Annotated in this window: 15 protein-coding genes; 9 read left to right on the top strand and 6 right to left on the bottom strand. The window is 39.5% G+C overall.

Annotated elements, in window-relative coordinates; genetic code table 11:
• The first annotated feature begins 2 nt into the window (after window positions 1-2).
• Genes HW120_RS01780 through HW120_RS01755 form a run of 6 tightly spaced genes read left to right on the top strand, consistent with a single transcriptional unit; the run spans window position 3 to window position 5765 of the window.
• A complete protein-coding gene (locus HW120_RS01780; protein ID WP_177730190.1) occupies window positions 3-1235 on the top strand; it encodes a DUF4178 domain-containing protein in 1233 nt (410 codons plus the stop codon).
• Between the two features lie 6 nt (window positions 1236-1241).
• On the top strand, window positions 1242-1424 hold the full coding sequence (locus HW120_RS01775; protein ID WP_177729786.1) for a hypothetical protein: 183 nt from the start codon (window positions 1242-1244) through the stop codon (window positions 1422-1424).
• 18 nt (window positions 1425-1442) lie between these two features.
• Window positions 1443-1658: a DUF350 domain-containing protein gene (locus tag HW120_RS01770; protein ID WP_177730188.1), complete on the top strand. Its 216-nt coding sequence runs from the start codon at window positions 1443-1445 to the stop codon at window positions 1656-1658.
• 31 nt (window positions 1659-1689) lie between these two features.
• Window positions 1690-3168 (top strand): polyamine aminopropyltransferase, encoded by a 1479-nt coding sequence (locus HW120_RS01765; protein WP_246297022.1) that lies wholly within the window; start codon window positions 1690-1692, stop codon window positions 3166-3168.
• Window positions 3146-4771 carry an NAD(P)/FAD-dependent oxidoreductase gene (locus HW120_RS01760; RefSeq protein ID WP_177730184.1) on the top strand — a complete coding sequence of 542 codons (1626 nt, stop codon included), beginning with the start codon at window positions 3146-3148 and terminating at the stop codon, window positions 4769-4771. Before HW120_RS01765 ends, HW120_RS01760 begins: the two co-directional genes overlap by 23 nt.
• Complete coding sequence (locus HW120_RS01755; protein ID WP_177730181.1) at window positions 4749-5765, top strand: hypothetical protein; 1017 nt, start codon at window positions 4749-4751, stop codon at window positions 5763-5765. Before HW120_RS01760 ends, HW120_RS01755 begins: the two co-directional genes overlap by 23 nt.
• A 31-nt stretch (window positions 5766-5796) precedes the next feature.
• Here the strand turns inward: HW120_RS01755 and HW120_RS01750 are convergent, their stop codons facing one another.
• The 6 genes from HW120_RS01750 to HW120_RS01725 form a co-directional block, all read right to left on the bottom strand.
• Complete coding sequence (locus HW120_RS01750; protein ID WP_177730179.1) at window positions 5797-6582, bottom strand: DUF3050 domain-containing protein; 786 nt, start codon at window positions 6580-6582, stop codon at window positions 5797-5799.
• A gap of 94 nt (window positions 6583-6676) precedes the next feature.
• On the bottom strand, window positions 6677-7171 hold the full coding sequence (locus tag HW120_RS01745; RefSeq protein ID WP_177730177.1) for a DinB family protein: 495 nt from the start codon (window positions 7169-7171) through the stop codon (window positions 6677-6679).
• A 96-nt stretch (window positions 7172-7267) separates the two neighbouring features.
• Window positions 7268-8446 carry an acyl-CoA dehydrogenase family protein gene (locus tag HW120_RS01740; RefSeq protein ID WP_177730175.1) on the bottom strand — a complete coding sequence of 393 codons (1179 nt, stop codon included), beginning with the start codon at window positions 8444-8446 and terminating at the stop codon, window positions 7268-7270.
• A gap of 263 nt (window positions 8447-8709) precedes the next feature.
• Window positions 8710-9417 (bottom strand): tRNA1(Val) (adenine(37)-N6)-methyltransferase, encoded by a 708-nt coding sequence (locus HW120_RS01735; protein WP_177730173.1) that lies wholly within the window; start codon window positions 9415-9417, stop codon window positions 8710-8712.
• 23 nt (window positions 9418-9440) lie between these two features.
• Window positions 9441-9971, bottom strand: coding sequence for a ribosome maturation factor RimM (gene rimM / locus HW120_RS01730; protein ID WP_177730171.1), 531 nt, complete (start codon window positions 9969-9971; stop codon window positions 9441-9443).
• Between the two features lie 17 nt (window positions 9972-9988).
• The gene (locus HW120_RS01725) at window positions 9989-10534 is read right to left on the bottom strand and encodes a 30S ribosomal protein S16 (protein ID WP_177730169.1); all 546 of its coding nucleotides are present in this window, start codon (window positions 10532-10534) and stop codon (window positions 9989-9991) included.
• A gap of 228 nt (window positions 10535-10762) precedes the next feature.
• Between HW120_RS01725 and HW120_RS01720 the strand changes: the two genes are divergently transcribed.
• From HW120_RS01720 to HW120_RS01710, 3 genes are all read left to right on the top strand, one after another.
• Entirely contained in the window at window positions 10763-11446 is a 684-nt protein-coding gene (locus tag HW120_RS01720) for a DUF6252 family protein (protein WP_177730167.1), read from the top strand.
• A 68-nt stretch (window positions 11447-11514) separates the two neighbouring features.
• Complete coding sequence (locus HW120_RS01715) at window positions 11515-12957, top strand: TolC family protein (protein ID WP_246297021.1); 1443 nt, start codon at window positions 11515-11517, stop codon at window positions 12955-12957.
• 41 nt (window positions 12958-12998) lie between these two features.
• Window positions 12999-14039 carry an HlyD family secretion protein gene (locus HW120_RS01710; RefSeq protein ID WP_177730165.1) on the top strand — a complete coding sequence of 347 codons (1041 nt, stop codon included), beginning with the start codon at window positions 12999-13001 and terminating at the stop codon, window positions 14037-14039.

Below are 14039 nucleotides of genomic sequence, written 5' to 3'. Positions count from 1 at the left end.
TTATGAAAGTAACGTGTTATCAGTGTGATACTGCTACGGATATTGATGTGAATTTTGAAGTAGTGCAGTTTGTCTGTCCTGGCTGTAAAAGTGTGTACCTTTCCAATAAAGAGGGTGACTTTGTTTTTAGAAAACAATACAGCTACAAGCGGGAATATGACGGACTGAAAGTGGGGCAGAAAGGAACCTTGAAGAATGTCGAGTATACCATAACGGGTATTATTGTAAAAAACATACCCGAAAATTTCTTTTGGACGGAATATATACTAACGGATGCAGCCGGAAATTTCCGGTATTTATCTGAAGCAAACGGACACTGGATATTGCTGGAAGAAACGGAAGATGCGCATTTGGCAAGCACGAAACTGAAGCATATTACCTATAATGATGTTACGTATAGCCTGTATGAAAGTACCAGTGCTACAATTGCCTCGGCAGAAGGTTATTTTGATTTTGAATTGCCGGTAAAGACAATAAGAATGACAGAGCACATAGCGCCGCCTTATATTATTTCGAAAGAAAATATAAATAGTGAAAAAACCGTATTCACCGGCGAACATATTTCAAAAAGTAAAATAAAGAAGGCATTTAAAGCGGATTATGTGCCTGCAACCGTTGGCATTGGAATCGTACAGCCATTTGTTTTTAATATCCGGAACCTGGCGCTTATTTTGTGTTCCTGTATGCTGCTGATACTGTTAACCCATCTGTTTGTTTATAACGACAGGGAGGAAAATGTTGTTGTCAGTAAGGACCTTCACTTTAGTGAATTTAATAATAAAGAATTTATATCGCCTTCTTTTACTTTAAAAGGAGGAGCAGCACCTTTAACGGTTGCGGTTTTTTCAGAAGTAGATAACTCCTGGGCTAACGTTCAGGTAGCTTTGGTGAATGAAAAAACAAGTGAAGAAATTTACGCCAATAAAGATGTGGAATATTATCACGGCTATACCGATGGTGAAAACTGGTCTGAAGGAGATAAATCGGAGGATTTCAGTATCTGTGGTGTTAGTGCCGGACAGTATCACTTGACCATTACGCCTCAAAAAGCACCCGAAGACAATAGTAATACCTATATGAGGGTTACCGCTGTCTGGAATCAGGCCTCCATGTGGAATGTCTGGGTAATTGTAATAACAATCATTGTTTTTCTGGTTATCGTGTATTATTTAAGCGTGTATTTTGAAAAACAGCGATGGGCAGAAAGTGTGAATTCCCCTTATATAAACGATTAATTTCAGATGGATAGTATTGTAAGCTTTATAAAAAATAATAAATGGTCTTTGCTGGTTGCACTAGCCGTTTATCTGCTGTATTTACAGTTTATATTCTCCGGAAACAGGATCTGTGACTGTGTTGCAACAGAAAAATACGGAAGCAGTAACGGAAGCAGGGCACACGTTGGACGTTTTTATCATAAATAGTTTTAAAAATAAAAATATATGGATCTTATCACATTAAAACCGATTTTAAATTCTGTTGTTTTCTCACTATTAGGAGTACTGATCCTTTTGGGAGCCTATTTTGTCATTGAAAAATTAACCCCGGAAAACACGTGGAAAGAAATTGTTCAGAAAAATAATATTGCCGTTGCCATCGTTTTTGCGGCATTTATAATTGGAATATCAATGATTATTAGTGCAGCTATACATGGGTAAAAAGTACCTGAAATTTGAATTTCTGCTGCTAATGGCTGTATTTACAATTGCCACTTGCGGTCTGGTATATGAGCTGGTGGCGGGAACACTGGCCAGTTACCTTTTAGGAGATTCGGTTAAACAATTCTCGTTCATCATTGGAGTGTACCTTTTTTCAATGGGAATAGGTTCTTACTTCTCAAAATTTATCCGGAAAGACCTGCTCAATACTTTTGTAGAGATTGAGATCCTGGTAGGATTAATTGGCGGACTGAGTTCGGTAATCCTGTTTTTATTATTTGAAAGTGTCGATTACTTCCAGTTTATCTTATACCTTCTGGTATTTGTAACAGGATGCCTGGTTGGTCTGGAAATACCGCTTTTAATGAATATCCTGAAGGATAAGGTAGCCTTCAGGGATTTGGTATCTAATGTTTTCACATTCGATTATATAGGCGCTTTACTCGCTTCGATATTATTCCCTCTGGTTCTGGTGCCGCAGCTTGGCGTAATGCGAACCTCGCTGTTTTTTGGGATGATCAATGTTAGTATTGCCATCGTATTGTGTTTTGTTTTAAAAAACGAATTGAAACGCCCTTATCTCCTTAAAGCAAAAGCGATAGGCTCTTTCGTATTCCTGCTTCTGGTATTTCTTTTTTCGGAAGCGATTCTTTCTTTTTCGGAAGGGAAATTATACGGTGAAAATATTGTCTATACCAGTTCAACCCCATACCAGCGTATCGTATTGACACATAACAAAAGCGATTACAAATTATACCTCAATAACAACCTGCAATTCAGCTCTGCCGACGAATACCGCTATCATGAAGCACTCGTGCATCCGGTAATGGCTGCAGCAAAAAAAGTGGAAAATGTACTCGTTTTAGGTGGTGGCGACGGACTGGCCGTAAGGGAAATATTAAAATATAAAGAGGTGAAAAACATTACCCTGGTCGATCTTGACGAGGGCATGACAAAACTTTTTAAAACCAATAAAATACTGACCGGTTTCAATCAGCATTCCTTAACAGACGCAAAAGTTAAAGTGTTTAACCAGGATGCCTATATATGGACAAAGAACTGCAAAGAAAAGTTTGATGTGGCCATTATTGACTTTCCGGATCCGTCTAACTATAGTTTGGGCAAATTATACTCCTTAAACTTTTATAAATCACTGCACGATATACTTTCAAAAGATGCGCTCGTTGTAGTGCAGACAACGTCGCCTTACTTTGCACCCAAATCATTCTGGTGTATCAATAAAACGGTAAAAGAGATCTTTCCTCAGGTGGATGCCTACCATACCTATGTGCCTTCCTTCGGAGAATGGGGCTATACGATAGCTGCAAATAGCTTTGCAACCTCTTTTGATAAGGTAAACAGAAAAGTAAACGGATTGCGGTTCTATAACTATCAGTTTCATAAATTGAATTATTTTTCAAAAGATATGATTGCAAATTCGGTAGAAATCAATCGTCTTGATAATCAGATTTTAGTACGTTATTTCGATGAAGAGTGGGGGAAACTATAGTTCAAGAAGAACATTTATAAAAGGAATAGCGACATCCGTATTATTGGTTTCCGTTTTACAGTCCTGTAAAGAGAAAGTCATTAACTTCATGATCCGCCTTTCCGGGACAAACCATATTTTAGGACACCGGCTAAGGCTTAATGATTTTCCAAAACCGGTAAGAACGATTACAACTCCATATCTTATTATTGGCGGCGGAATAACTGGCTTAAGTGCTGCCCGGCAATTTGCTAAAAAAGGAATTACAGATTTTTTAATCGTTGAATTGGAAAATCATGTAGGCGGAAACTCGTCAAACGGTGAGAACAAATACTCAAAATACCCGTTGGGAGCACATTACCTGCCCCTACCTAATTTCAGTGATAAAGAATTGTTGGCATTCCTGGAAGAAGCACAGATTATTGTCCGTTATGATGAAAAGGGATACCCGGTATTTGATGAAGAACAATTAACGTTTTCGCCTCAGGAACGGCTGTATTATAAAAACAGCTGGCAGGAAAGCCTTGTTCCGAAATCAGGAAACACGACCGGAGAGAACACAGCATTTCAGTTGTTTTTTGAGAAAATGGATTTTTTCAGAACCGCAAAAGGATCGGATGGAAAATACCTTTTTGATATTCCGTTAGCGCAGTCTTCCAATGAAAAATATGCTAAGGATTTTGATAACATAACGATGAAACAGTGGCTCGGTGAAAACGGATTTACTGCCGGACCGTTATTAAATTATGTAGACTATTGCTGCAGAGACGATTTCGGATATGGAATTGAATTTGTTTCTGCCTGGGCCGGTATACACTATTTTGCCGCAAGAAAACACGATGCAACTTCTGATAAAGCCGAAAATGTACTAACATGGGCCGAAGGTAATGCAAGACTGACAGCTCATTTAAAGCAATATGTCGATGGAAAAACCTTAAAAAGACATCTGGCTCATAATATTACGATTCAGAATGATAAAGTTGTAACCAGGGTGTATGATGATGAAACGAAAGAAACAATAGAAATACTGGCAGATAAAGTTATTTTAGCCACCCCGCAATTTGTAAACCAGTATTTGCTGAAAGACAGAAAACCCATAGCGCAGGCTTTTCATTATGCGCCGTGGCTGCTGGCGACACTTGTTGTCAGGGAACTTTCAGATAATTACAGCTATCCGCTGTGTTGGGATAATGTGATTTATGGCGCTGAGGGATTGGGGTATATCTATGACCAGCACCAGTCATTACAGCAATTACAGTCCAGAAAGGTAATTACCTACTATTACAGTTTTTCTGCTTCCGATTCCGGTAAAAGTAGAAGGGAAATGTATAAGAAAAGTAAAGAATTCTGGAAACAAATGGTTATTAAGGATTTAAAAATTGCCCATCCTGATATTGAAGACAATATTGAAGAAATGGAAATACATCTTTTAGGACATGGGATGATAAGCCCGGTTCCGGGATTTTTGTTTGGCAAAGCCAAAGCAGCAGCAAAACAGCCAATCGAAAATAAGATCTATTTTGCCCATTCGGATTTATCCGGTATTTCAATTTTTGAAGAAGCTTTTCACCAGGGAATTAATGTAGTTAATACAATCATAGATGATGCAGCCCTGGATACATAGAGCTAAAACAGATACCATATTTATTTTAGCGCCCTCTTTTTTGGTTTTGGGTATTATTGTTTTAGGTCAGCAATGGCTGCTGGAAATAGAAGCGAAACACTCTTTTTATATCTGGCTTTTTCTGATCGTTTTTATTGACGTGGCCCATGTTTATGCCACATTATTTAAAACATATTTTGTTTCGTCTGAATTTCAGAAGCGAAAAAAACTGATGATAGGATTGCCGGTGCTGTGCTTTTGTATAGGGCTTGTCCTGTTCTCCTTTGGCAGCCGGGTTTTTTGGTCGGTATTGGCGTATGTGGCTGTTTTTCATTTTATAAGGCAGCAGTATGGATTTATGCGGCTATATTCCCGTAATGAACCCAGATTAAAGAGAAACAAATATTTTGACAGTCTGGTAATCTATACTGTTACGGGCTACCCGATGTTGTATTGGTTCTTTTCCCCGGAAAGAAACTTTAACTGGTTTATGCCAAACGAGTTTTTGCAGTTTGAAAATGAAGGTTTGCTGGAAATATTCCGGGTGTTCTACTTTTTAATACTAGTCGTTTACGTACTCAGTGTAAGTTATAAGGCATGGAAGAACCGTTTTTTTAATATCCCCAAGAATGCAATAATCGCCGGAACTGCCCTATCCTGGTATTTTGGTATAGTGTACTATAATAACGATCTGATCTTTACGATGCTCAATGTGGTTTCTCACGGCATACCATATATGGCACTGATTTTTTTGAAAGAAATTGACGGAAAAGGTACTGCTTTATGGGGAGCGATGTCGTATCTCACGAAATTTAAAGGCGTTGTTTTCTATTTGGGAATACTGCTTTTAATTGCCTTTCTGGAAGAATATATATGGGAAATAGCGGTCTGGAACGAACAGTTCTCGATGCGTGGAATGGACTTTACGGCGGCTCATTTTGTATTGGTACCGCTGCTTGCCGTTCCGCAGTTTACCCATTATGTACTGGACGGATTTATATGGAAATCAAAATAAAAAAAAACATCCCTTGGGATGTTTTTCTGTTTTATGTTGTAGCAAGATGCTTCTGGTGTATGTGTGCTTCGATAGCGTTCCATAAGCCGATGCGTTTTTCCAGTGCAAGTATGGAAACAGCTTCCACTTCTTTCCATTTCTGATTGTCTTCACCGCATAGTTCCGTAATCATTTGCATAGCCATAGGACCGTGATCGTCGGCATCCAGCTCAATATGTCTTTCAAAATAATAAATCAGTTTGGAAAGATCGGTAGTCGGGAAATTCGCCTGGAAATGTTTCAATATAGCGGTAAACATTCCCGGGATCAGATCTTCTCTTCCGAAAGTGAATGCAGCGGCAATTTCATGCGGCTTGCCTTCTTCGATAACACGGAAAGTAAAATCGAGAAATGCCTTTATATCAGCATGCAGATCGCTTTGTTTGATGGATACAAAAATATTCTGCGTACGGATCACATTGTCCAAAAAAGCATTAACCTGGCTGGTGTTTGCATTGCAGGCGTGCATCGCATCGAGATACATTTCAAAATGGCTCAGCCTTTTGCCGTCCAGAGATAAATCCGATTCTTCAGCAAGAACGATCTCGTTGATCAGATAGCGGGTCTCCGGATTTTTGGTCGCAAACCAGGGTGTGGTCGTACAGGTCAGTTTGGACTGTAATGCCTTTAATAATGACATAAAATCCCAAACAGCATAAACATGACCCTCAAGAAAACAATGTAAGTCATCTATGTTCTGGATCTGACTGTATAAAGGATGGCTCAATAAAATGTCCCTTTGTGGCTGTATTTTTTTGTTGACAGATTTTATATTCATGGTAAAAGTTTGCTACAAAAATAAAAAAGCTTCCCGTTTCGGGGGAAGCTTTTAACATTGATTTTATTAATTTAACTATAAACTATCGTGATTCTTAGTTTTCATCGGCTGTGGGTCCGTACATTCCGGGTACTTTGCCGCCAACGGATCGGATGTAGGTCGACATTTGCCCTCTGTGGTGAATGGTGTGGTTCATGACAAACATCCGGTAAACAGACATTTTGGGCAGGGTGAAATAAACCGTTTCACCGTTTCGCATGGTCCACTGTTCCTGAAACGTTTCATTCTGGGCTTCCTGGAGTAGTTTTTGGGCTTCTGCTACATTGGTATCAAAAGCTTCTAAAAGCGCTGCTACCGTTCTGTAGTTGGTCGGGGTATAGTTAAGCGTAGAGAAATCCAGTTCCGGTTGCAGTAACGTGATGGGAATCCATGTTGGTATTTCGGCAAGGTGATTGGCTAATTCCGCCAGGCTCATTGCTTTTTCGTGTGGTTTAAAATCCAGTTCGGCTTCGGGTAAGGCACTCAGCATTTTTCGGGTACTGGCCATTTCATGCTGAAATTCAGGCATTAAAAATTCGCTTAGATTCATAACTATTTGTTTTTTGTTTATTCAAAGCTATGAAGAGTTTGGATATAAAAAAAGAGTTCTTTCCGGAACTCTTTTTTTTATAGCATTGTATAACTACTATTTGAAAGCAGCATGACCGGTAATATCCATACCGGTAATCAGTAAGTGGATGTCATGTGTTCCTTCGTAAGTCACAACAGATTCTAAGTTCATCATGTGACGCATGATAGAGTATTCACCGGTAATACCCATACCACCTAACATCTGACGTGCATCACGTGCAATTGTTAAAGCCATATCCACATTATTTCTTTTGGCCATTGAGATTTGGGCAGAAGTAGCTCTTCCTTCGTTTCTCAATACACCTAATCTCCAGGTTAATAATTGTGCTTTTGTGATTTCGGTAATCATCTCAGCCAGTTTCTTTTGTTGTAATTGTGTTGCAGCGATTGGTTTGTCAAACTGAACACGCTCTTTTGCATAACGCAATGCCGTGTCATAACAATCCATAGCAGCACCAATAGCACCCCAGGCAATTCCGTAACGTGCAGAATCAAGGCATCCTAGCGGAGCACCTAATCCGGATTTATTGGGTAATAAATTTTCTTTAGGAACTTTTACATTGTCGAAAATTAACTCTCCGGTAGCAGAAGCTCTTAAAGACCATTTGTTATGTGTTTCAGGAGTTGTAAAACCTTCCATTCCTCTTTCCACGATTAATCCGTGAATTCTTCCGGTTTCATCTTTTGCCCAAACTACTGCAATATCAGCAAAAGGAGCATTAGAGATCCACATTTTAGCACCGTTTAATAAATAATGGTCACCCATATCTTTAAAATTGGTTACCATACCACCCGGATTCGAACCGTGATCAGGCTCTGTTAATCCGAAACAGCCAATGAATTCACCGGTCGCTAATTTTGGTAAATATTTCATGCGTTGCTCTTCATTACCGTATTTCCAGATAGGATACATTACTAATGAAGACTGAACAGATGATGTTGAACGAACACCAGAATCACCTCTTTCAATTTCCTGCATGATTAAACCGTAAGAAATCTGATCTAATCCGGCGCCACCATATTCAACAGGAATATAAGGTCCAAAACCTCCGATTTCTGCTAAACCATTAATTAATTGTTTCGGAAATTCTGCTTTTTGAGCATATTCTTCAATAATAGGTGTCACATCACGTTTTACCCATGCCCGTGCTGCATCACGAACTAATTTATGTTCCTCCGTCAATAAATCGTCTAATTGGTAATAATCAGGAGCTTGAAATAAGTCTGGTCTCATTTTGTTTATAATTTTGGTTGACAAAAGTAAGGAAACAAAATCAACTATTCAAGTGACAGTATTGTTATAATTATATATTCAATCGAAATTTAAGACTCTTAACGAAGGAATAATTGACAGAAGTTGTTTTAAAAAACAGTATTTGTGATAATCGGTATTTATTGTGTTATTTGTCACAATAATAAGTCGTGCCGCGAATGCAGTACCGGTATGCTGAATATGTTTGAGGTGATGGTCGCCGGTATAATAAGGCTGAAAAGGAATTACATTTTCAGGTAAAACGCTTTCGTCAGTTCGGTGTATTCCGGAGTATAATTGTGACGGGAAATTTCAATAACCAGTTCGTCTGTGCTTAAGGTTGTTTCCGGATTTCTGCTAAAAGCAATCAGGCTTCGTTTAACAGCGGTTGCCGGTGTGCCTTTAACACGGGTAATTTTAAAAGGATGCAAGTCGCAGTCTTTTGCCAGGGCAATAAAACGTTCTTCTTCCTTAAAAGGAATGATTACGGAAAAAATGCCGGTTTCCGAAAGCAGCACTGCGGCAGCTTCAACGAGATCCTCAAAAGGCATTGCGTCTTCAAAACGAGCGGTGTCGCGTTGTTCGTTCTGGGAATAATAATCTTCCGTATAAAAAGGGGGATTGGAAACAATCAAGTCGTATTCGTCTTCAATTTCCGCAACAAATTCATCCAAAGCAGCGTGGTAACAGAATAAACGATCGTTCCACGGACTGTTCTCAAAATTTTCAACAGCCTGTTCGTAGGCTTCCTCATCAATTTCAAGGGCATCAACCTGTTCTGCAAAAGAACGCTGTGCGAGCATAAGAGCTATTAAGCCGGTTCCGGCGCCAATATCGAGTATGCTGAAAGGATGGTGTTCAACGGGAGTCCAGGCACCTAATAAAACACCGTCTGTACCTACTTTCATAGCACATCTGTCCTGTTCTATTTTGAACTGCTTGAATTCGAACATAATAATAAGGTGAGGGGTGACGTTTAGCTGTTCAGATATAAATCGACTAAACCTTCAGGGATATTCATGACTACTTTACTGTTCTCACGGTCAATTTTAACAATGAAATTATCAATCATTGGTACTAAAATCTCCGTTTCGCCATTAAGAATTTCAAAAAGCGGCTGTGCGGTACTGTCATTGATCGATACGATTTTACCAATAACGCCCAAACGGCTGTCTTCCACATCAAAACCGATTACTTCATGAAAGTAAAACTTGTTTCCTTCCAGTTTCGGAAGCATGGTTAACGGAAGGTATAATTCGCAGCCCAGTAGTTTGTCTGCTTCTTCTTCGCTGTTAATATCTTCAAAGCGGATACGCAGGAAATCGTTTTTGTGCAGCGAACTGCTTTCAATGAAAAATGGAACCAGGTTTTTGTTGAATTCAACAAAAACCGATTCCATATCTTCATACATCTCCGGTTCGTCCGTGTCTAAATAAGCCAGAACTTCCCCTTTGAAACTAAATTTTTTAGCGATTTTACCTAAATAGAAACAATCTTCTTTACGCATAATAATCGCTAACTGAATTAAGCTTGAGTTTCTTCGTTGTTTTCTTCAACAGCTGGAGCCTCTTCAGTAGCCTCTTCAACAACTTCTTCAGTTGCAGCTTCAGCAGCCTTAGCAGCTTCTTCAGCAGCAGCTAAACGCTTAGCGTTAACTTCTTGTTCTGCTTTGAAAGCTTTAGCTTTAGCATCAGCTTGTACTTTGCTTAAACCGTCTTTTTTAGCATTAACTTTTACTGCTTTCTCCTCTAACCATGCAGCTAATTTAGCATCAGCTTGCTCTTGTGTTAAAGCACCTTTACGGATACCTCCGTCTAAGTGGTGTTTCAATAAAGCACCTTTGTAAGAAAGGATTGCTCTTGCAGTATCAGTTGGTTGAGCACCATTGTGTAACCATTGTACAGCGCTATCAAGGTTTAAGTCGATAGTAGCAGGGTTAGTGTTTGGATTGTAAGTTCCGATTTTCTCTAAGAATTTACCATCTCTTTTTGAACGGGCATCAGCCGCAACGATCCAGTAAAAAGGTTTTCCTTTTTTACCGTGTCTTTGTAATCTAATTTTTACTGACATAATCTTGTGATTAAATTTTGAGGTTCTCGACCTCTGTTAATTAAGGGTGCAAATATAGTAAACTTTGACATACAAAATAATTTTGCACAATAAAAAAGTATAGGTATCGTTTTGAAAATGGGAATATTAAAGGTCTTTTGTGATTTTTTATGATTTTATTAGCTTATTATCTTTAAAAAACTATTTTTGTAGAAATAAAGTATCCAAACATTTAATTGCGAATTGAAAATGAAAAAAATATTTTCTCTGATAGTTCTTATGGCAGCTTTCTCTTCCTGTGAGGAAGATGTTAAGTTTAATAATCCGTCACTTCAGGGTGAAAAGAACTATAACTTATGGAGAGCTTCCGATGCACATGCAACTATCGGACCGGACGGTTCGGTAACTATCGAAGGAATTACGACAGATGAAGAGGTGATCTTAAGAACATCTTCTTTTGAAAACGGAGTTTATGCTTTGGGAACAACAAATCAAAATAACAGAGCTAGTTTTATCTCTACGTTTGATGGTGAAGAATCTGTATTTACAACAGGTGTTTTTGTAGGACCTGCCAGTAAAATAACACTGCAAAGCGGTGGAACAGGATATACAGCTGCCAATTCGGCACATACATCCGGTGGTTCCGGTTCCGGATTACAGGTTAGAACTACGGTTGCTGCCGGTGTGATCACTAAAGTAATCATCACTTTGAGAGGTACAGGATACCTTCCGGGAGATATTGTAACGGTTGATGGTGGTGACAATACCGCTAAATTCAAAGTTGAGAATGTTTATGGTAGCGATGGTGAAATCAGAATTGAAAAAATTGAAGACGGAACAATGACCGGTAAATTCAAGTTCAATGCAAAAAATGCTAACGACAGTATTGTAACCTATCAAAACGGGGTTTTCTACAGAATTCCGATTTACTAGATAAAACACAAATAAAAAATTAAACCACTCATTTTGAGTGGTTTTTTTGTTTTCAGCAAATGGCTGAAATGAATAAATATTTGGCTTTATGTAATTTTAACACATCGGGAAAACACCGCAACTTTGCCTCATATTTTATTGATGAAATTATGCACCTTAACAGGTTGGTTTATCGAAACCACATAAAGAGCAGCTTTTCCGGAAGCATATCTTTAATTTCTTTTCTTCTATTTAGTGTTGGTACCGCAAGTGCACAACACGGCAGCAAGCTAACACTGGCAGACGCTTTGCGCGTAGCAAAAGAAAACAATATCGCGATTCAGAAACAGCAGCTTGAAACACAAATTGCCAGGGAAGAAATCAGTGAGAAAAAAGAACTGCGCCTGCCGGAAGTGGAATTTCATTCGTTATACTCCAGGATTACGGATCTGACGGAATTTAATAGCGGCTTCCTGCAGGATAAACAGGTTACGAAAACCATACCGGAAATTTACGATGTTTCTGCATCGTTCCGCATGCCGCTGTATGCCGGTAACAGAATCAATAATGCCGTAAAAAAAGCCGGACACGAATCGGAAATAGCATTGCTGAAAGCCGAAAAAACAGAGAATGACGTCAGATTAAGTATTATAGCCTCCTTTTTAGGAATCTATAAAATGATGGAATTACAAAAAATTATAACCCAAAGTATTCAGGAAGAGCAGGAGCGGTTAAAAGAAGTTAAGTCCTTTAAAGCCCACGGTACGGTGACTAAAAATGAAGTATTGCGCGCCGAATTGCAGTTATCGGACCGGGAACTTAACGCACTGACCAATCAGAAAAATACCGCGATTGCTCTTCATAATCTTAAAACCCTGTTGCAGTTACCGGAAGATGAAACCATCGCACTGGATACGATGCATATTATCGCTGCTTTGCCGGCTGCTGAAAATTATGATCATTACCTGAAAGGAGCGCTGCACAACGAAGAGATGAAAATCGCACAGCAGGAAATCGCCATCGGGAACCTTGAAAGAAAGATCGTAAAAGCAAATTATTATCCCACGGTCAGCTTTTTTGGAAACTACAGCTTTAAGTATCCCAACTATATGTTCTTTCCGCCCAATCCCTATTTGTACTCCCTCGGGCAGATAGGCGTTGAGGCGACTTTTAACCTGTCTGGCCTTTACAAGAATAAGACCCGGATGCATATCGCCGACAAAAAAGTTGAAGTACAGAAAGTAACGGCAGCACTCGTTAAAAACGAAATGTCCGATAAGATTTTTAAGGAGTACACCCAATACCATGAAATTCTGGACCGGCTTCCGGTGACCGATAAAGCACTCGAACTGGCGGAGGAAAATTATCGCATCGTAAAATTAAAATACCTGAACCAGCTGGTGCTGATCACCGAAATGATCGATGCGGATAATACCTTGCTGGAAGCAAGATTTAAAAAAATTGCTACAAGAATAGATGCGGCAATGAAATACTACGAATTGCTTCATACGGCAGATATGCTTCACGAATAATTTTCTGATTTAACACACAATTCTTAAATACGTTTCATAAGATGGGAACACAAAAGGCACATCGCTCTTTTCACACATTTATTACCGTAATGGCTGGTATTATTGTTTTTTGCGGCATCGTTCTGGGTATCTGGTTTTTAATTTTCTACAACAACCATGAAGAAACCAATGATGCGCAGGTAGACCAGTATGTCACACCGGTTATGGCGCGGATAACCGGTTATGTGCAGGAAGTCCGTTATGAAGAAAATCAATTTGTGAACCGGGGCGATACGCTCGTTATCATAGACAACAGGGAATATAAAGCACATCTGGATATGGCAGCAGCCGAAATGGATAACGCTAAAAGAACCATCAATGTACTTGAAAAAAATGTAGCCACAACAGCAAATGCCGAAACGGTTAGAAAATCGCAATTGGCAGCGGCAAAAACGGAAGTCTGGAAAACCAGACAGGATTACCTTCGTTATGCGGCATTGCTAAAAGAAGAAGCGGCCACCGAGCAGCAGTTGGAAAGAGTAAAAGCAGATTATGAATCGGCAAAAGCACATTATGAGGAAATATCCGGAACAATCCAAACGGCTGCTTTAAGCACTTCGGAAGCTTCCGCTAAAATACCAACGGCTGAAGCGGTGATTGCCTCCAAAAAAGCACAGGCTGATAATGCCTCACTGTTTTTATCCTATACGGTTATCACGGCACCTTATGATGGCTGGGTCGGAAAAAAAACAATTCAGCCGGGACAGCTTGTCAAAGAAGGGCAGGCATTGGTTGCCATCGTCAGCAAAGAAAAATGGATCACGGCAAACTTTAAAGAAACCCAGCTGCAATATCTGGCAGTCGGGCAGGAAGTCACGCTAAAAGCAGATGCTGTAAAAGGTAGAGTTTTTCGCGGAGTTATCGAATCTCTGTCGCCGGCAAGCGGAGCCCGTTTTTCATTATTGCCGCCCGATAATGCTACCGGAAACTTTGTTAAGATCGAACAGCGGATCCCGATCCGTATCAAACTTGTCGACATCGATTCGCAGACCGACTTTTTAAGAGCCGGAATGAACGTTATTGTAGTAGCGGAACACCAGTAA

This window comes from Flavobacterium inviolabile, assembly GCF_013389455.1.
GTDB lineage: Bacteria > Bacteroidota > Bacteroidia > Flavobacteriales > Flavobacteriaceae > Flavobacterium > Flavobacterium inviolabile.
The sequence above is the reverse complement of the archived record's forward strand: the minus strand, read 5'-3'. Positions and strand labels throughout refer to the sequence as shown.

Coding starts and splice junctions, on each gene's coding strand:
- rimM (WP_177730171.1), bottom strand. CDS start 9,971: ATGCGTAAAGAAGATTGTTTCTATTTAGGTAAAATCGCTAAAAAATTT.
- HW120_RS01740 (WP_177730175.1), bottom strand. CDS start 8,446: ATGAGACCAGACTTATTTCAAGCTCCTGATTATTACCAATTAGACGAT.
- HW120_RS01765 (WP_246297022.1), top strand. CDS start 1,690: ATGGCTGTATTTACAATTGCCACTTGCGGTCTGGTATATGAGCTGGTG.
- HW120_RS01725 (WP_177730169.1), bottom strand. CDS start 10,534: ATGTCAGTAAAAATTAGATTACAAAGACACGGTAAAAAAGGAAAACCT.
- HW120_RS01750 (WP_177730179.1), bottom strand. CDS start 6,582: ATGAATATAAAATCTGTCAACAAAAAAATACAGCCACAAAGGGACATT.
- HW120_RS01715 (WP_246297021.1), top strand. CDS start 11,515: ATGAATAAATATTTGGCTTTATGTAATTTTAACACATCGGGAAAACAC.
- HW120_RS01735 (WP_177730173.1), bottom strand. CDS start 9,417: ATGTTCGAATTCAAGCAGTTCAAAATAGAACAGGACAGATGTGCTATG.
- HW120_RS01710 (WP_177730165.1), top strand. CDS start 12,999: ATGGGAACACAAAAGGCACATCGCTCTTTTCACACATTTATTACCGTA.
- HW120_RS01720 (WP_177730167.1), top strand. CDS start 10,763: ATGAAAAAAATATTTTCTCTGATAGTTCTTATGGCAGCTTTCTCTTCC.
- HW120_RS01760 (WP_177730184.1), top strand. CDS start 3,146: ATGAAGAGTGGGGGAAACTATAGTTCAAGAAGAACATTTATAAAAGGA.
- HW120_RS01775 (WP_177729786.1), top strand. CDS start 1,242: ATGGATAGTATTGTAAGCTTTATAAAAAATAATAAATGGTCTTTGCTG.
- HW120_RS01755 (WP_177730181.1), top strand. CDS start 4,749: ATGATGCAGCCCTGGATACATAGAGCTAAAACAGATACCATATTTATT.
- HW120_RS01745 (WP_177730177.1), bottom strand. CDS start 7,171: ATGAATCTAAGCGAATTTTTAATGCCTGAATTTCAGCATGAAATGGCC.
- HW120_RS01770 (WP_177730188.1), top strand. CDS start 1,443: ATGGATCTTATCACATTAAAACCGATTTTAAATTCTGTTGTTTTCTCA.
- HW120_RS01780 (WP_177730190.1), top strand. CDS start 3: ATGAAAGTAACGTGTTATCAGTGTGATACTGCTACGGATATTGATGTG.